This is a genomic window from Nocardia sp. CC213A, from assembly GCF_030766805.1.
GTDB lineage: Bacteria > Actinomycetota > Actinomycetes > Mycobacteriales > Mycobacteriaceae > Nocardia > Nocardia otitidiscaviarum.
This window is the reverse complement of record NZ_JASFXA010000006.1, coordinates 352,427-368,279: the sequence shown is the minus strand read 5'-3', so window position 1 is coordinate 368,279 and position 15,853 is coordinate 352,427. Positions and strand designations below refer to the sequence as shown.

The window sequence follows — 15,853 nt, the reverse complement described above, 5'->3', positions numbered from 1 at the left end:
CCGCTGGCCGAAGCCCCGCTCACCTCAACGGTGAGCGGGGCTTTCGGCGTGGAAGGCGCCGGGAGATCGAAGCATTCACGTCCGGGCCGACGCTCCGGCGGGGTTCGGCCTCCCGCCGATCAGTTCCCGTCGGCGTCGACGCGTTCCTCCACGATCATCCAGCTGCCGCCCGCGCTGTCCGCGGTGACGTGCACCCAGACGCGGCGGTCGGTCTGGCGCACCAGGTAGGTCGTCACCTTGCCGTTGTAGATATCGCCCAGTCCGGAGCTGTACGCCACCCGCAGGTCGCGGTCGATCGTGTCCAGCACATCCTGCGGGATCTTGGATTCGGTGACCCGCACCCCGCCCGCGTCCTCGACCGCGTCGTCGATTGCCTCCATCAGCGCGAACTTGGAGAACGCGGCATCATCCGCGGCGTAGATGGGGGACTGGTAGACCTTGCCGACCACCCATTCCAGCCCGTCGCCGGTCCACACCGGCACCCGGTCGCGCTCGACGATCGGGTCCGGGGTGTTCGGGTTCTCGAATCCGGCGGGAATGGCGAAGTAGGGGAATTCGCCCAGCTCGGCATCGGACAGCGGGACGCTCTCCGGATCGAAGCCGCTGCCCGCTCCGGCGGTGGCGGCGGTGGTCGTGATCGTGGTGGCGGCCGTCGCCGCGGTGGTCGTGGTGGTCGGCGCCGTGTCGTCCTCGCCGCCCGCACAGCCGGTCACGGCCGCGCACACCACCGCTACCAGCGCGCCCGCTCGGGCCGTGCGGGCGGTCGCGTTCTGTCGCCACTGCATGGGTGATTCCTCCCTGTTCGGTCTGCGTCGGCGACGCTATCGGTGGGCGAGCGTCCAGGAGTCTCAGCGTGGTCTCATATCTACCGATAGAGTGCCGGGCAGAAGACCGACCGGAGGAGTAGCTGTTGACGGCGACAGCGGACCCGCCGCAACTCGCCGAACTCAGGACGGCGCTGGCGACGCACCGCCTCGTCAATGTGTGCGGACCGCTCGGCGTCGGGAAAACCCATCTGGTCGAGAGTCTTTCCACCACGACGCGGGTCGATGCGCTCGCCACCGTCGACGGACCGGGAGTGCTCGCCGTTTCCGCCGCCGGACACGGCGTGGGTGAGCACCGACCGGCCGCGAATGAGGTCGCTGGGGGCACCGCGGCCAGACCCGATGTGCGGCCGGAGACCGCCCGATCGGCAGCGCCGCCGCGGGGCACCCGTCGCCGGGGCGGCGCTGCCGATCGGCCGTCAGCAGCCGCCGGTGGCGGGGTGGCCGATGTGCATCGGGGGACTGTCGGTGCGGTGACCGCGAGCGAGGCGTGCACGGCCGGTGCGGCGCTGGTTGTCGACGAGGCGGATGCTCCCGGGCGGCTCGGGACGGTTCGCGCGGTCGTGGACGACTATCCGGGGCCGGTGGTCGTGGTGACCCGGAAACCGCTGACCTCGTATCCGGTGTGGTCGGGGCTGGATATGGCGACGATCCGGGTCGTGCCGCTGCCGGACGCCCGCATCGATGCGGCGGCGCGGGCCGCCGGGATCGCGGATCCGGCGGTGCGCGCGTGGGTTACGCGGACAGCGGGCGGGATTCCGCTCGTGGTGCACGCGGCCGCGCGAGCCCTGCGGGCGGGCGTTCCACCGACGGTACCGGGCGCGCTGGCCGACCGGATCGCACAGGAACTGCTCGAGCGGCTGAGCCGGGAATCACCGGGCCGCCGGTGGCAGCACGCGCTGCGGCTGCTGGCCACCGCCGGAAGCGCCGACGAGGCCGGGTTGGCGGGCGGGCCGGAGCTGTTCACCCTGGTGTCCGGGCTCAGCGTGGTGGTGCCCGGGCCGCTCGGCCTGTCGATCGCCGAACCGTATCGGGAGATACTCGAACTCGCCTACACGTGGCGGCAGCCCGACGGCCACCGAAAGGTGCGCGACCGCACCGCGACTCGCGCACTCGCCCGCCTGAGCGAAGAAGCCGACGCCGAACGCCGCGCGGCGCTGGCCGAGCAGGCGCTATTCCTGACCGCGCCCGCACCGGTCCGCGCGACACTGTTCCCGCCGGTGCCCGGCGACCGACCCGTCCACCAGGCCACCGCCGCGGACGCCGACGATATCGCCCGTCTCATGCGGCAGTGGAGCCACCGCAACGGTTTCGCCCCGGACCGGGCCGAACGCGTCGTCGACGGCTGGTCCGCGACCGACATCAGCAGCTTCCACCTGGTTCGCGACGAGGACGACCGGCTGCTCGGCCTGGCCAACCTCATGCCCATCGCGGACCATACCGCCGACAGCATCGAGCCACTGCTGCAACAGCATTCGGATGCGATCATCGGTGACCGCCGGGGCGGGCTGCTGTTGGGCGCGGCGTTCGGGACCGATCGGGCCGCGCACGCCCGCATCCTGCGCCATACCCTGGCCGTAGGCACGCGCGCCGGAGATCTGGTGGTCTCCACCGCGAACCCCGACTACCTGAACCTGTTGCGCGCGCTGCGTTTCGATCCGCACGGACCGCTGCGGGACGATCTCTACCGCTCCGGCCGCGCCCCCGAGGTGTACAGCAACGACTTCACGGCCGGGTCGGGTCGGCACTGGTTGCAGCGGTTCTCGGGGATACCCGGCGCGCCGACGGCCGAGGACGTCGCCGCCGCCCTGCGCGGCATCGACGACCTCGCGGTGTTGTCCGCCAGCCCGTTGCTGACCTCACCGGCCACACCCACCGCCCGGATGCTACGCCGTTGGCTGCGCGCCATTATCGCCGAACTGGCCGCCAGCCCCGATCCCGTCACCGCCGAGTCCGGAGCCATTCTCGCCGCTTACCACCTGCGCCCCTCCGCGACCCACGTCCAGGCGGCGTCGCGGTTGCATCTGAGTCGCGCCACCTACTTCCGGCGGCTACGTCACGGCCTGACCCTGATCGCGGCGCGGCACCTGCACGATGCGGTGGACACGAGCCGGTAATCCGTTCCGGGTATCGGTGGCGCACGCGACCATCCGGACCCGATCCGGTTCCGCGTTGAGACGGTCGGTTCGGAGGCACCCGGGGCGGTGGTGGTCCGGTTCGGGGGTCGGTGTCGGCGGCCACCGGTGTCAGCGGAGGTGGGATGGTGGGCGCGTTGCCGGGAACGTCCGACGTCGGCGCGTGGGGTGGCGTCAGCGCCCGTTCGCTGAGAGGCTGCCCTGCCCGGACCGGAACGGCCTGGTCACGAAGGCCAGCGCGCCGAGGACCGCCAGGGCGTGCCCGAACATGGTGCCGTAGTACGGGGCGGGCAGCGCCGAGTCGACCAGCCACCCGATCCCGGCGCCCGCCGCGAAGCCGAGCCAGCCGCCGATGAGCCCACCCGCCACGGACCGCGCCACGGGACCGTGCCCGAGCACGACGCCCGCCGCCACCGCGACCACCAGCCCGATCGCCGTGACCGTCAACCCGGGCACCAGCATGTCCGCTCTCCGTTCCGTGGGCCTGCGTATTCACCCTCGACCCTGCCGGAAAACCGCCTCGAGGACTACCCCCGGGTGCTGCGGCGCATGCGGGTGAGGACCGTTCGAAGGCCGGGGCCAGTTCGCCGGGGACGCGACCACGATCGGCCTACGTCCGTGGACGTAGTCCGGGATCACCGCTGGCCCGGGCCTACTGCCAGCCGGGCCGGACCAGTCCGGACTCGTAGGCGATGACCACCAGTTGCGTGCGGTCGCGGGCCGCGAGTTTCATCAGGATCCGGCTGACGTGGGTGCGCGCGGTGGCCGGGCTCATAGCGAGCCGCTCGGCGATCTCGGCATTGGTCAGCCCCTCCGCCACCAGCGCCATGACCTCGCGCTCACGGTCGGTGAGCTCCGAAAGCGTCGCCGACGGAGCCGGTTTCGCGTGGGTGGCGAATTCGGCCACCAGCCGTTTGGTGACACTCGGGGAGAGCAGTGCGTCGCCGCCCGCCACCACCCGGACCGCCTTCACCAGGTCCGCGGGTTCGGTGTGCTTCACCAGGAAGCCGGTGGCCCCGGCCCGCATCGCCTCGAAGACGTATTCGTCCAGTTCGAAGGTGGTCAGCACGACCACCTTCACCTCGGTGAGCCGTTCCTCGGCCGCGATGATCCGGGTCGCCGCCAGTCCGTCCAGCACCGGCATCCGGATGTCCATGAGCACCACATCGGGGGTGAGCTCACGGGCCAGCCGCACGGCCTGCTCGCCGTTGTCGGCCTCGCCCACCACCTCGATATCGTCTTGCGCGTTCAGCAGAGCCGTGAATCCGGCGCGCACCAGCGCCTGGTCGTCGGCGATCACCACCCGGATGGTCACGGCACCTCCTGTGCGCGTTGCGTATTCGGCCGCTGTTCCACCCGGGGCAGCGGCAGTCGGGCGTCCACGTGGAAGCCGCCGTCGGAGTCGGGCCCGGCGGACAGCTCGCCGCCCAGGGCATGGGCGCGCTCGGTCATACCCGAAATCCCGTGGCCGCCGGGCGAAGTGAGCACGGCAGGGGCGGTGGGCCGGGTGTTGTCCACGGTCACGTGCAGCTGTTCGGGCGAATAGTGCACGGTGACGAGCACTTCCGCGCCCGGTGCGTGGCGCACCACATTGGTGAGCGATTCCTGGATGATGCGCGCCGCCGCCACGTCCACCACGGCGGGCAGTCGCCGCCGGGTGCCGATCACATTGCTGCGCACCCGGATTCCGGCGGTACGTGCCGCCTCGGTGAGCCTCTCCAGATCGGCGATGCCGACGGTCGGCGCAGTGGGCGCGGCCCCCGCCCCGGACCGGATCGACCGCAGCAGCGCGTGCACCTCGCCGAGCGCGTCCCTGCTGGCGGTCTTGATCGCCGACAGCGCCACCGCCGCCTGCTCGGGTCTGCGATCGAGCAGTTCCAGCGCCACCGACGACCGCACATTGATGAGCGAGAGACTGTGTGCGAGCACATCGTGCAGTTCCCGGGCGATCTCCAGGCGTTCGGCGCTGGCCCGCCGTTCACGTTCGGCCAGTGCTCGTGCCCGCTGTTCCTCCTCGTGCCGTCGCGCCGCCTCCGCCCGCTGCTGTCGGGCCACCAGCACCGACCGCCGCTGCCGCAGCGCCTCGGCGAGCGCGACCAGCACGATCAACCAGGCCAGCAGTCCGAACTGCTGCCAGGCATTGCCGGTGTAGCCCCGCCACTCGGGCACCGGCCACACCATCAGCAGATAACCGGGGGCCACGAACGGATAGGAGTACCACCGTGATCCGGTGCCCCCCGCCGTCAGGAAGGCGACGATCAGGGCGAAGAAGACCGGCCCGTACCCGTAGCCGAACAGCAGGTACGCGGCGGTGACGGCCAGGACCGTGTAGAACACCGGCAGCGGGTACCGTCGCCGCGCCAGCAGCAGCAGCGGCCCGGCGATCAGCAGGCCGTAGCCGAGGGGGTCCAGCGCCCGCAGCGCCTCGCCGCGCGCGTTCGCCGCATACCCGCCACCGACCTGCACGATCAGCAGCACCAGCACCAGCGCGGCATTCCAGCGGGCGGCGTACTCCGGGCGTGTGCAACGTGCCCAGGCGGCGGCGAGCGGTGACACCTCCGGCCTCGGCTGATCGGGCGATTCGGTCGCCGCCGCATTCGAGGTCACCTCTGCACGGTAGCCCGGTACGTACCCTCCCGACTGGTTCCCGACCGGAAATACGTCTGCGTACGTATGCCGTATCGCGCGCCGCAGCGGATGTGTCACCGCAGCTCAGGGGTGGATTCTTGAAGCCATGAACGATTCGATCGCGGTCACCGAGAGGTTGACCAAACGCTACGGCCCGCACACGGCCGTGGACGCTGTCGACATGAGCGTCCGCCGCGGCGAGATCTACGGCTTCCTCGGCCCGAACGGCGCGGGCAAGACCACGACCCTGCGCATGCTGGTGGGCCTCATCCGCCCCACCGACGGCGTCGCGACCGTACTCGGTCGTGCGCCCGGCGATCCGGCGGCGCTGTGTCGCATGGGCGTCCTCATCGAGGGGCCGGGGTTCTATCCGTATCTGTCGGGACGCGACAACCTGCGCGTACTGGCCCGCTACCGGGGAGTCGGCGGGAGTGCGGGATCCGGCGGTGTGGCGGAGGTGCTGGATCGGGTGGGCCTGACCGACCGCGGCGATGACCGGTTCCGCACCTACTCCCTCGGCATGAAGCAGCGGCTCGGTGTCGCCGCCGCCCTGCTCGGCCGCCCCGACCTGTTGATCCTCGACGAACCCACCAATGGTCTCGATCCGGCCGGGATGGCCGAGATGCGGGAGCTCATCACCGGTTTGGCCGCCGACGGGCACACCGTCGTGCTGTCGTCTCACCTGCTCAGCGAAGTGCAGGAGATCTGCGACCGCGTCGGCGTCATCTCCCGGGGCAAGCTTCTCACCGAGTCCACGGTGCGTGAGTTGCGGGGCGCGGCAACCCTTTTCCTGCGCGCAGAGCCCCTGGAGACCGCCTTCCCGGCGGTGCGCCGGGTGGTGGGTGATCGGGCCGCGCTGCTGACCGCCACCGGCATCAGAGTCGATGCGGGTGTGGCGAAGGCGCCTGCGGTGGCACGCGCGGTCATCGAATCCGGAGCGGATCTGCTGGAACTGCGCACCGATGAGAAGTCCCTGGAAGAAGTGTTTTTCGAGATGACGGAGCAAGTGTCGTGAATGCCCTGCTGGCAAGTTCCCGTGCCGAATTCCTGCGGCTGCGCAAGTGGCCCGCCTACTGGATCGTGTTGGGCGTCTGGATTCTGCTGAACCTGACCTTCGCCTACCTGTTCAACTATCTGGCCTACACCACCGGCGACAGTAGCGGCCCGCCCAGCGGGCAGCCGCGCGAGGAGCTGCTGCGGTTGCTGCTGCCGACCGCGGTGCCCGAGGTGTTCACCCAGGGCATGGCCATGTTCGGCGGCGCGCTCATGCTGGTGCTCGGCGCGCTGGCGGTGGGCAGCGGGTATGGCTGGGGGAGCTGGAAAACCGTGTTCACCCAGGGACCTTCGCGGGCCGCCGCCGTCGGCGGGCTGGTGGTGAGCCTGGCGGTCACCGTGGTGTCCCTGGTCGTCGTCGCCTTCGTCGTCGATACCGGGGTGGCGGCGCTCATCGCCGCGAGCGAGTCGCAGTCGTCGGCGCTGCCCTCGTTCGGACGGATTCTGCTCGGCCTCGTGGTCGGCTCCGCGATTCTGGGCATGTGGACCCTGGCGGGCGCGCTGATCGGCGCGGTCGCCCGCGGTCCCGCCCTGGCGGTCGGTCTCGGCCTGGTGTGGGTGCTGGTGGTGGAGACGCTCCTGCGCGGGGTGGCGAACATCTTCGATCCGATCGCGCCGATCACCGACTATCTGCCCGGCACCGCCGCCGGTTCACTGGCCGGATCCATGCGCACCGCCGACGGACCCGCGACCCCCGGCGTGCTCGACATTCTGACCCGCACCGAATCGTTCGTCGTCCTCGCGGTGTACGCGGTGGTCTTCGCGGGTGGCACGGCGTGGCTGATGCGCCGCCGAGACATGGTGTGAGGCGTCGTGCGGGCAGGTCCGTCCGGTGAGGACGGCCCTCTCGCCCGCATCCAGCGGCAGGAATGAGCAGTTTGTCAATGGGCAATAAGGAATTTCAGTGTGCCGCGACCGGTAACTTCGCGGACCCCGAAGCGGAACCGCTCAGCAAGCAGGTCAGGAAGTTGAAGTTGTGCGGATCGCAACTGATCGGTGTACCAACTGGATTCGTTTCCGGCGGCACTGGTGCGCCGGCGTCGGCGGATGCGGACGAGGAAAGAGCGACGCTGGCGGCGAGCGCCGCGCCGATGAAGAGGCCGCCCAGCGCGCCTCGGTGCTTGTGCACTCGAACTCCTGGTGTTTGAGGTCGTGATTCGGTTCGTGGTCAGGTCAGCAGAGAAGTGGAGCAGTGCAGCCTGAGGGGCTGGCCAGAATTCGCTTCATACATCTCCTCGTTCCTCTGATAAGCGCGGACCGCGTCGCCCGTGCTCGAGCTGTAACTATAAGGAGCACCGAATTCTCCGCGAGCCCCCAATCGTGGCGGCACCATGGTCGGCGGCACACGGAACCCCCGTCGTCCCCGGCGTCGTGAGGGAGTCCCGGTCGGCGACCACCGCCGCGACCTCGCGACCGAGCCGGTGCCGTTCATCCGGGAGGCTGGACCGAACTCTGCGACCGTGTACTCGCCCACGGCAGCGCCGATCTCGACCGGCTCGCGGACTTGGCGCGCTGCCTCGTACGCCATCTTCACCGGAGCGGCGCGGTGGGCGCGATCGGTCTGGGCGTGATCATTCGGAAGGATCCGCTCAGCGTGAGCCGATTGCTTCACTCTCGCTCATCATTGGCGGCATCGTGCCGACAAGGGGTGACGAATCCGGAATGAGCGGGACAATCGTCGCCTACCCCGACTCACGAATCGGCACAGCGGTATAGGTTCGAACGCGTAAGCCTTCGAATCTTGAAAGGACAGTGATGCCTACACGTACCGCGCGTACCGCCTGGACCGGCGGTCTGCAGGACGGCTCGGGCCAGGTCGAGCTGAGCAGCTCCGGCGTCGGCAAGTACGACGTGTCGTTCCCGAAGCGCTCCGCCGACAGCGCCGACGGCACCACCAGCCCGGAGGAGCTGATCGCCGCCGCGCACTCGTCCTGCTACGCCATGGCGCTCTCCGCCGAGATCGGCCGGGCCGGCGGCACCCCGCAGGCCCTGGACGTCACCGCCGACGTGACCCTGGGCCCGGATCCGGCGGGCGGTTTCCGGATCGCCAATATCAAGCTGACGGTCGTCGGCCGGGCCGAGGGCATCGACGCCGACGGCTTCCTCGCCGCCGCCGAGGCGGCCAAGGCCGGTTGCCCGGTGAGCAAGGCGCTCGCCGGTGTGGACACCATCGAACTGGCCGCCTCGTTCGACGCCTGAACGGCCCGTACGCGTCGAGGGGCGGTGTCTTCGGACACCGCCCCTCGGTCGTACTTCCGGCGGTCCGCGCCGGTCCTCGAATTACCGGGCGGGCTCGGCGATCTCGCGAACCTGTGCGCGGCTCGCGAATTCGGTCAGGGCCGCGAACGCCAGTCCGAGCGCCACCCACAGCGTGGTGGTCACGGACAGCGACGCCACCCGGAACTCCCACAGCAGCGACGCCGGGAAATCGTCGGCCACCTCGTTCACTCCGGGCAGCGCGATATAGCCGACGGCCACAATGGCCACGAAGGCCGCCGTCGCGCCGATGAGCCGCACCGTTTCGAGCCGACCCCGCAGCAGCTCGAACACGTACACGGCGACACCGACGGCCGCGAATCCCAGCAGCACCACCGCGACCCACAGCCAGGTGCGGTCGTTGATGGTCTCCGGATCGCCCACGGCGGGCGGGTTGGCGGGATATTTGAAGAACGGCACCGCGACGATCGCGAGCCAGCCACCGGCGGCCAGCCCGAGCGCCAGTCGCGGGCCCGATGAATTCGTATGCCGCCGGGCCACATTGGCGACGGCCGCGTAGATCGCGCCCAGCGCCATCCCGGCCAGGCCGAGCGCGAGGAACTGTCCGAACTTCTGGCCGGTGCGGCTGACGAGTGCTTCCTCCTCGTCGCCGTGTGCATGGCCGCCCCCGTCGCCGTGCGGCTGTGCCGCCTGTGCTTCCTCGATGGCGATGGCCGCCTCCACCTTGGGTTCCCCGATGAGGAAACCGACGGTGCCCGCCAGCAGACCCGCGATGAGTCCGGCGAGCAGGCCACGCAGCAGGAGCGTCTTCAGGGAACCGCTCAGTGGCATGGGACGCCCAGCAGGTGTCGGCCGTCGTGCATGAGCTCGTGCATGAACATCCCGGTGCGGGAGATCGCGCCCTGATCGAAGCCGACCAGGTACAGCGTGAGCAGTGCGAGAAGGACGACGCCTGCCGTGACGAGCCACGCGTTGAGCGCGTCACCGGCCCGGCCGGGGGAGTGGACGATGGCCATTCGAGCCTCCTTCGGGGATTCCGCGTCCCCGTCGAGATGGGTGCGACGGTGCCGGTGTCTGGCTCTCCGGCACCCGCCTCGAAGGCTCGGTGCGAGGATTACAGTGGCGCGACCGCCCCGGAATCACACCGGGTTACGCGTCACCATCGCATTGTTCACTCAGAACTGTCGCATCCTCGCCGACCGACCGTCAACAGGGGGTGTGATCAGGCGTTCTTGCCCGCCACATCGAGCACCACCTCGAACTCCAGCAGCGAGGCCCCGGTGGCGACCGGCTTGCGTGCCTCGCCCGCATGCGCCTCGCGCGCCGGGCCGTCCCGCCACGCCGCGAAGGACTCCTCCGAGTCCCACTGCGTGACAACGAAGTACCGGTTCTCCCCGGCGGTCGGCCGCAGCAGCTGGAATCCCAGGAAACCCGGTGAGTTCTCCACCGCGTGCGCCCGCGCGGCGAACCGCTTTTCCAGCTCCGGGCCCGCGCCCTCGGGGATCTCGATTGCATTGATCTTCACGACTGCCATACCGCGAGAGTAGGCCTGTCCACCTCTCGGTGTCTTCAGCGCACGGCTGAGAGCCGTCGACCGTTTCACACGCGTGCCTGCGACCTGTGCCGAATCCGTGTCGGGCGTGCCCGACGAGTTACCCGCGCCGCGCGAAACAGGCTGTCGGATCCGGCGCTTGCTCACCGTCGTGATGGGGCACGTATGGTCGCGGTGATGTTGTATGACGAAGGCGGCACGGGGGCACCGATCCTGCTGCTGCACGGTTTGATGGGCAGCGCCCGCACCTGGCGGGGTCAGCTGGACTGGCTGCGCGAGTTCGGGCACGTGTACACCTTCGACGCCGCCGGGCACGGCCGTCCGGCACCGGCGGAGCTCACCACCGAGGCGTTCGTGGCCGACCTGGCCGCCGCCACCGCCCCCGTTTCCGAGCCCATGGTGGTCATCGGGCATTCGATGGGCGCGCTGCACGGCTGGGTTTTCGCCGCCACCCATCCCGAGCGGGTACGCGCGCTCGTGGTGGAGGACATCGCCCCCGATTTCCGCGGTCGCACCGCCGCGAACTGGGCCGCCATGATCGCCGCCTGGCCGCAGCCGTTCCCGGACGCCGCCGCCATGCTCGATCACTTCGGCCCGGTCGCCGGTCGCTACTTCATGAACTCCTTCACGCGCGGCCCCGACGGCTACCGCCTGCACGGTGCGGTCGACACCTTCCGTGACATCTCCGAGGAGTGGGGCGGTCGCGATTTCTGGTCCGAGTGGCGTTCGATCACGGTCCCGGCCCTGCTCATCGAGGGCGAGCACACCATCACGCCGCCGGGCCAGATGCGGGAGATGGCCGCGGTCCACCCGAACGCCCGCCACATCGTCGTCCCCGACGCCGGTCACCTGGTGCACGACGATCAGCCCGCCGCCTACCGCGCCGAGGTCGAGCGCTTCCTCCGGGCCGTTCTGGACCCGTCCGAATCATGATCACGTCATGGACAATCGGGACATGAGCGAGAACGGTGACGGCGCGAATCGCCCGCAGGGCACCCGGACGGCATTCGGATTGTCTCTCGGCCTGTGCCTGGGCGCGGCCTTCGGTCTGCTGACCGGCAATCTCGCCTTGGGGATCGGTGTCGGCATGGCGCTCGGTGTGGCGGCGGGTGCGCTGTACGAGCGCCGCGCCCGGTAGCCACCGCGCTCACCAACCGCCCGCGTGGGTCGCGCGAGCATCTCCGAGCACCGGTTTTCGTGGAGACAACGGCAGCTCAGCATGGTGCGAGGCAGGCTGCCGAGCATTCTGCGGGCGGGTGCCTTCAGTCTGGCGCGAGGGTCGTCGTATGCTCGGCTCACGCATCCCAGAGTGAATGGTGACCAACGATGATCGACTTCGCGATTCCTGCCGAGCTCGCCGCCGAACGCGATCGGGTACGGCAGTTCGTCATCGACAAGATCGTGCCCTTCGAACGCGATCCACGGCTGACCGCGCACGGACCGACCGACGAGCTGCGCCAGGAGCTGGTGGAGCTGGCTCGGGCCGAGCGACTGCTCACCATTCAGGCCCCGGTCGAACTGGGCGGGCGCGGGCTCTCGCACATCGAGCAGGCGGTGCTCTACGAGGCGGCCGGTTGGTCGACGCTCGGCCCGGTCGCCATGAACTGCGCCGCCCCCGACGAGGGCAATATGTTCCTGCTCTCCAAGGTCGCCAACCCCGAGCAGACCAAGCGCTACCTGCAGCCGGTCATCGACGGCCACCAGCGCTCCGTCTTCGCCATGACCGAACCGGGCGGCGCGGGCTCGGACCCGAACCAGCTGGCCACCGAGGCCACCTTCGACGGCGAGAACTTCACCGTCAACGGCACCAAGTGGCTGATCACCGGCGCGGACGGCGCGAAGACCTGGATCATCATGGCGCGCCTGGCCGCCAACCCCTACCTGCCCGAGGGGCCGACCCTGTTCCTCGCCGAGGGCGACACCCCGGGCATCGTCATCGAGCGGGTCATGAACACCATGGACCGCAACTACGTCGGCGGCCACGCGGTGGTGCGCTTCGACAATCTGACGCTACCCAAGGACGCCGTGCTCGGCGAGACCGGGCAGGCCCTGCGCTACGCCCAGCTGCGCCTGGCTCCCGCCCGGCTCACCCACTGCATGCGCTGGCTCGGCGCGGCCGAGCGCGCCCAGGCCATCGCCGTCGACTACGCCAAGACCCGCACCGCCTTCGGCAAGCCCATCGGCGAACACCAGGGCGTGTCGTTCATGCTGGCGGACAACGAGATCGCGCTGCACCAGTGCCGCCTCACCATCTGGCACGCCTGCTGGCTCATGGACCAGGGCGAGAAGGCCCGCCACGAGAGCTCCATCGCCAAGTCCTACGTCTCCGAGGAACTGTTCAAGGTCACCGACCGCTGCGTCCAGGTGCTCGGCGGCATCGGCATCAGCGACGAGACCGTGGTGGAGATGATCTTCCGCGACATGCGCGCCTTCCGCCTCTACGACGGCCCCACCGAGGTGCACAAGTACGCCATCGGCCGCAAGATCCTGCGATGAGGGCGAAAGCCTCGTTCGGAGCCCAGCGAAGGCAAATGCCCACCACGTAGGATCCCTGCATGAGTTCGGATCTGCATGTCGATGTATCGGGCGGGGTCGCAGTCCTGACGCTCAACCGGCCCGCCCAGCAGAATGCGCTCACCCCCGCCATGGCCGCGGAGCTGGGTGCGGCGCTGCGGCGCTGCGATACCGAGGACGCCATCGGCGCGGTGGTCATCACGGGTACGCCGCCCGCGTTCTGCGCGGGCGCGGACCTGTCGGCCAAGGTCGGTGAGGTCAGCGGCAGCATCGATCCCGCGCCGTTCCGGATCCGCAAACCGGTGATCGCCGCGGTGAACGGACACGCCGTGGGCATCGGCCTGGAGATCGCCCTGCAATGCGATCTGCGCTACGTCGCCCGCGACGCCGTGTACGGCCTGAACCAGGTGCGTCGCGGCGCGGTCGCCGACGGCTACGCGCACTGGACGCTGCCGCGCCTGATCGGTATGGCCCATGCCGCCGACATCCTGCTCACCGGCCGTACCTTCGATGGCGAGGAGGCCGCCGCCATCGGCCTGGCCAACGACAGCCTGCCCGGCGGCGAGGTGCTGCCCACCGCGCTGGCCGTCGCCCACGACATCGCGAACGGATCGGCGCCGCTGCCGACCGCGCTGTCCAAGCGTCTGCTGTGGGAGGGGCTGGGCATGACCCCGGAGACGGTGGGTCGCCTGGAGACGGATCTGAACGGTTTCGTCGCTCGGTCCGCCGACGGCGGCGAGGGCATCGCCGCGTTGCGCGACCGCCGTCAGCCCAAGTGGTCCGGTTCGGTGAGCGACGAATGGCCGTCCTGGGATACCGGCGACCAGCTCACCGACCGCGATCAGCCCCGGCTGGACTGACGGATCGGGCGGTGTGGCGTCAGTCGCCGCCGCCGATGAGCATCATCAGGAACAGGAACGCCACGAAGACCATCAGGATGGTCCCGATGATCCCCAGCACGTAGCCGACGAGCACCTGCACGCGCCCGCCGAACGCGCCCCCGGACGCCTCGATGTCGTTGAGCGCCCGCCGCCCCAGCGCCCACGCCACCGGACCCAGTGCGCCGCAGCAGAACACGCTCAGCGTCCCGAGCAGCAACACCGTCGTCGCATGTGGATGCTCGACCGGCTGTCCGATGGGCTGGTTCTGGATGACCACCGGCTGATTTTACGTTCGCCGACCCCGGAACCGCTGACTTACGCGCCGTCTCGGGCGCGCCGCCCCGGCACTGATCGGGCGACCGGTATCGAGGCCCGGTGCTCGGCAAGTGCGGATATCGCCGAGACCAGCGAGATCGGGGCCGTAATCCCACCGTCGCCAGCCGCGCCGGACGGAATGCGAACCTGACTGCTCACACGGTGCTGCCCCAACGGTGCTGCCCCACAATGGCTTTCCATGCTCCGGCAACGGATGCCAGTGCGCCCGAATCGGACTCGGTGGACCATCGCGCGAGCGTGCGCGCGAAGGCGGCTGCGGGGCAACGGGCGCGTGCTCGAGACGGCCGCCAATGCCAGCCGCCGTCAATGCCAGCCGCCATCGACGACAGCCGCCGTCAATGCCAGCCGCCGTCAATGCCAGCCGCCGTCAATGCCAGCCGCCGTCAATGCCAGCCGCCGCCAATGCCAGCCGCCGCCAACGACAGCCGCCGCCAATGCCAGCCGCCGCCAACGACAGCCGCCATCGACGACAGCCGCCGGTCGACGAGGGCGGCCGATGCGCGGCGGCCTCGGCCGGGCGCGGAATGGGAATCAGCCGCGGCGCTGGCGGGCGATATCGGAGAGGACGACGCCCGCGGCGACGGAGGCGTTCAGCGACTCGACCGGCCCCGCCATGGGAATGCTCAGGATGGCATCGCAGTTCTCGCGCACCAGCCGCGACAGCCCCTTGCCCTCGGAGCCGACCACCACGACCGTCGGTGCGGTGCCGTCGAATTCGTCGAGGGTGGTGTCGCCGCCCGCGTCCAGGCCGACGATCTGGTAGCCCTGCGCGGCCCAATCCTTCAAGGTGCGAGTGAGATTGGTGGCGCGGGCGACCGGCAGGCGAGCGGCCGCACCGGCACTGGTGCGCCAGGCCACGGCCGTGACGCTGGCGCTGCGGCGCTGCGGGATCACCACGCCCTGGCCGCCGAACGCGGCCACCGAGCGGATCACCGCGCCCAGATTGCGCGGGTCGGAGATATTGTCCAGGGCCACCAGCAGCGCGGGCTCGCCGGAATCGCGGACCCGGTCCACCAGATCATCCGGGTGGGCGTAGCGGTACGGCGGCACCTGCAGGGCCAGGCCCTGGTGCATGCCGTTGCTGCTCATCCGATCCAGGTCGGTGCGCGGCACCTCCAGGATGGAGATGCCGGTGTCGGCGGCGATCTGCACCGCCTCGGTGAGCCGGTCGTCGTTCTCGGTGCCCTGCGCCACGTACAGGGCGCTGGCCGGGACACCGGCCCGCAGGCACTCCACCACCGGGTTGCGGCCCAGCACCAGTTCGGGACCGTCGTCGCCCTTGCCGCCGCGCGCCGGACCCCGGCCCCGCGGCTGCTGTGCCTGCGCCGCCTTCGCCGCGGCCGCCGCCCGCTTGGCCGCGGGATGCTTGGTCCGCATATGCGCGGGCGGGGTCGCGCCGCGCCCTTCCAGCCCCCGCCGCCGCTTGCCGCCGGATCCGACCACCGCGCCCTTCTTGGAGCCCGTTTTGCGGACCGCGCCGCGCCGCTGTGAATTGCCTGCCATCACTTCGCCTTCCGTCTCATGCGGTGCTCCCGCGCCCGATCGTCCGTGTCGACCGCATCGGCGCGGTCCCGCTGTGCCCGGCTGCCGTGTGCAAGCCCGTACCGGGTCCTTCGTCTTCGTATCCCCACCCATCATCCCGCTTCCGGGCTCCGTGGGGTTACCCGGCACCCGCCGCGCGCCAGCGGCGGCCGACTCGTCGCACGGTACGGC

18 protein-coding genes and 1 riboswitch are annotated in these 15,853 nt (G+C 70.3%); of the genes, 8 read left to right on the top strand and 10 right to left on the bottom strand.

Features of this window, described 5'->3' with window-relative positions; all coding sequences use genetic code 11:
- Window positions 1-119 precede the first annotated feature (119 nt).
- Window positions 120-785, bottom strand: coding sequence for a hypothetical protein (locus tag QJS31_RS14385; protein WP_306356919.1), 666 nt, complete (start codon window positions 783-785; stop codon window positions 120-122).
- Window positions 786-910: 125 nt separating this feature from the next.
- Here QJS31_RS14385 and QJS31_RS14380 point away from each other — a divergent pair, with 125 nt between their 5' ends.
- Window positions 911-2,941: a hypothetical protein gene (locus tag QJS31_RS14380; RefSeq protein ID WP_306356918.1), complete on the top strand. Its 2,031-nt coding sequence runs from the start codon at window positions 911-913 to the stop codon at window positions 2,939-2,941.
- 192 nt (window positions 2,942-3,133) lie between these two features.
- Here the strand turns inward: QJS31_RS14380 and QJS31_RS14375 are convergent, their stop codons facing one another.
- The 3 genes from QJS31_RS14375 to QJS31_RS14365 form a co-directional block, all read right to left on the bottom strand.
- Window positions 3,134-3,421 carry a hypothetical protein gene (locus tag QJS31_RS14375; RefSeq protein ID WP_039808959.1) on the bottom strand — a complete coding sequence of 96 codons (288 nt, stop codon included), beginning with the start codon at window positions 3,419-3,421 and terminating at the stop codon, window positions 3,134-3,136.
- Window positions 3,422-3,611: 190 nt separating this feature from the next.
- Window positions 3,612-4,274, bottom strand: coding sequence for a response regulator transcription factor (locus tag QJS31_RS14370; RefSeq protein ID WP_306356917.1), 663 nt, complete (start codon window positions 4,272-4,274; stop codon window positions 3,612-3,614).
- On the bottom strand, window positions 4,271-5,566 hold the full coding sequence (locus tag QJS31_RS14365) for a sensor histidine kinase (protein WP_306356916.1): 1,296 nt from the start codon (window positions 5,564-5,566) through the stop codon (window positions 4,271-4,273). The genes QJS31_RS14370 and QJS31_RS14365 overlap by 4 nt, the downstream gene beginning before the upstream one ends.
- Window positions 5,567-5,693: 127 nt before the next feature.
- On the opposite strand from QJS31_RS14365, the gene QJS31_RS14360 reads away from it, so the two are divergent.
- Together QJS31_RS14360 and QJS31_RS14355 are read left to right on the top strand one after the other, a co-directional pair.
- Window positions 5,694-6,602: an ABC transporter ATP-binding protein gene (locus tag QJS31_RS14360; protein WP_282780750.1), complete on the top strand. Its 909-nt coding sequence runs from the start codon at window positions 5,694-5,696 to the stop codon at window positions 6,600-6,602.
- A complete protein-coding gene (locus QJS31_RS14355) occupies window positions 6,599-7,447 on the top strand; it encodes an ABC transporter permease subunit (protein ID WP_282780748.1) in 849 nt (282 codons plus the stop codon). Before QJS31_RS14360 ends, QJS31_RS14355 begins: the two co-directional genes overlap by 4 nt.
- Before the next feature lie 94 nt (window positions 7,448-7,541).
- Here QJS31_RS14355 and QJS31_RS14350 read toward each other — a convergent pair whose 3' ends face one another.
- Entirely contained in the window at window positions 7,542-7,769 is a 228-nt protein-coding gene (locus QJS31_RS14350) for a hypothetical protein (protein ID WP_282780746.1), read from the bottom strand.
- A gap of 626 nt (window positions 7,770-8,395) precedes the next feature.
- Between QJS31_RS14350 and QJS31_RS14345 the strand changes: the two genes are divergently transcribed.
- A complete protein-coding gene (locus QJS31_RS14345) occupies window positions 8,396-8,839 on the top strand; it encodes an OsmC family peroxiredoxin (RefSeq protein ID WP_282780744.1) in 444 nt (147 codons plus the stop codon).
- A gap of 81 nt (window positions 8,840-8,920) precedes the next feature.
- On the opposite strand, the gene QJS31_RS14340 is transcribed toward QJS31_RS14345, so the two are convergent.
- The 3 genes from QJS31_RS14340 to QJS31_RS14330 form a co-directional block, all read right to left on the bottom strand.
- Window positions 8,921-9,688, bottom strand: a complete 768-nt coding sequence (locus tag QJS31_RS14340; RefSeq protein ID WP_282780743.1) for a CbtA family protein — start codon at window positions 9,686-9,688, stop codon at window positions 8,921-8,923.
- Window positions 9,679-9,873 (bottom strand): CbtB-domain containing protein, encoded by a 195-nt coding sequence (locus QJS31_RS14335; protein ID WP_029925233.1) that lies wholly within the window; start codon window positions 9,871-9,873, stop codon window positions 9,679-9,681. Before QJS31_RS14335 ends, QJS31_RS14340 begins: the two co-directional genes overlap by 10 nt.
- A 57-nt stretch (window positions 9,874-9,930) precedes the next feature.
- A riboswitch (cobalamin riboswitch) is annotated at window positions 9,931-10,006 on the bottom strand.
- Between the two features lie 73 nt (window positions 10,007-10,079).
- Entirely contained in the window at window positions 10,080-10,391 is a 312-nt protein-coding gene (locus QJS31_RS14330; protein ID WP_029925234.1) for an antibiotic biosynthesis monooxygenase, read from the bottom strand.
- A 195-nt stretch (window positions 10,392-10,586) separates the two neighbouring features.
- Here QJS31_RS14330 and QJS31_RS14325 point away from each other — a divergent pair, with 195 nt between their 5' ends.
- The 4 genes from QJS31_RS14325 (at window position 10,587) to QJS31_RS14310 (ending at window position 13,783) form a co-directional block, all read left to right on the top strand.
- Window positions 10,587-11,342, top strand: a complete 756-nt coding sequence (locus QJS31_RS14325) for an alpha/beta fold hydrolase (protein ID WP_306356915.1) — start codon at window positions 10,587-10,589, stop codon at window positions 11,340-11,342.
- Between the two features lie 22 nt (window positions 11,343-11,364).
- Window positions 11,365-11,547 (top strand): hypothetical protein, encoded by a 183-nt coding sequence (locus QJS31_RS14320; protein ID WP_306356914.1) that lies wholly within the window; start codon window positions 11,365-11,367, stop codon window positions 11,545-11,547.
- Between the two features lie 188 nt (window positions 11,548-11,735).
- Window positions 11,736-12,905: an acyl-CoA dehydrogenase family protein gene (locus QJS31_RS14315; RefSeq protein WP_306356913.1), complete on the top strand. Its 1,170-nt coding sequence runs from the start codon at window positions 11,736-11,738 to the stop codon at window positions 12,903-12,905.
- Between the two features lie 59 nt (window positions 12,906-12,964).
- Entirely contained in the window at window positions 12,965-13,783 is an 819-nt protein-coding gene (locus QJS31_RS14310; RefSeq protein ID WP_282780734.1) for an enoyl-CoA hydratase/isomerase family protein, read from the top strand.
- 19 nt (window positions 13,784-13,802) lie between these two features.
- Here QJS31_RS14310 and QJS31_RS14305 read toward each other — a convergent pair whose 3' ends face one another.
- Both QJS31_RS14305 and rlmB read right to left on the bottom strand, forming a co-directional pair.
- Complete coding sequence (locus QJS31_RS14305; protein ID WP_029925243.1) at window positions 13,803-14,081, bottom strand: hypothetical protein; 279 nt, start codon at window positions 14,079-14,081, stop codon at window positions 13,803-13,805.
- A gap of 590 nt (window positions 14,082-14,671) precedes the next feature.
- Window positions 14,672-15,643: a 23S rRNA (guanosine(2251)-2'-O)-methyltransferase RlmB gene (gene rlmB, locus QJS31_RS14300; RefSeq protein ID WP_282780732.1), complete on the bottom strand. Its 972-nt coding sequence runs from the start codon at window positions 15,641-15,643 to the stop codon at window positions 14,672-14,674.
- Between the last annotated feature and the right edge of the window lie 210 nt (window positions 15,644-15,853).

Bases quoted from the DNA above. Each gene is read 5' to 3' on its own strand.
- QJS31_RS14330 (WP_029925234.1), bottom strand. From the start codon at position 10,391: ATGGCAGTCGTGAAGATCAATGCAATCGAGATCCCCGAGGGCGCGGGC.
- QJS31_RS14320 (WP_306356914.1), top strand. From the start codon at position 11,365: ATGAGCGAGAACGGTGACGGCGCGAATCGCCCGCAGGGCACCCGGACG.
- QJS31_RS14345 (WP_282780744.1), top strand. From the start codon at position 8,396: ATGCCTACACGTACCGCGCGTACCGCCTGGACCGGCGGTCTGCAGGAC.
- QJS31_RS14335 (WP_029925233.1), bottom strand. From the start codon at position 9,873: ATGGCCATCGTCCACTCCCCCGGCCGGGCCGGTGACGCGCTCAACGCG.
- QJS31_RS14375 (WP_039808959.1), bottom strand. From the start codon at position 3,421: ATGCTGGTGCCCGGGTTGACGGTCACGGCGATCGGGCTGGTGGTCGCG.
- QJS31_RS14310 (WP_282780734.1), top strand. From the start codon at position 12,965: ATGAGTTCGGATCTGCATGTCGATGTATCGGGCGGGGTCGCAGTCCTG.
- QJS31_RS14340 (WP_282780743.1), bottom strand. From the start codon at position 9,688: ATGCCACTGAGCGGTTCCCTGAAGACGCTCCTGCTGCGTGGCCTGCTC.
- QJS31_RS14360 (WP_282780750.1), top strand. From the start codon at position 5,694: ATGAACGATTCGATCGCGGTCACCGAGAGGTTGACCAAACGCTACGGC.
- QJS31_RS14385 (WP_306356919.1), bottom strand. From the start codon at position 785: ATGCAGTGGCGACAGAACGCGACCGCCCGCACGGCCCGAGCGGGCGCG.
- rlmB (WP_282780732.1), bottom strand. From the start codon at position 15,643: ATGGCAGGCAATTCACAGCGGCGCGGCGCGGTCCGCAAAACGGGCTCC.
- QJS31_RS14325 (WP_306356915.1), top strand. From the start codon at position 10,587: ATGTTGTATGACGAAGGCGGCACGGGGGCACCGATCCTGCTGCTGCAC.
- QJS31_RS14315 (WP_306356913.1), top strand. From the start codon at position 11,736: ATGATCGACTTCGCGATTCCTGCCGAGCTCGCCGCCGAACGCGATCGG.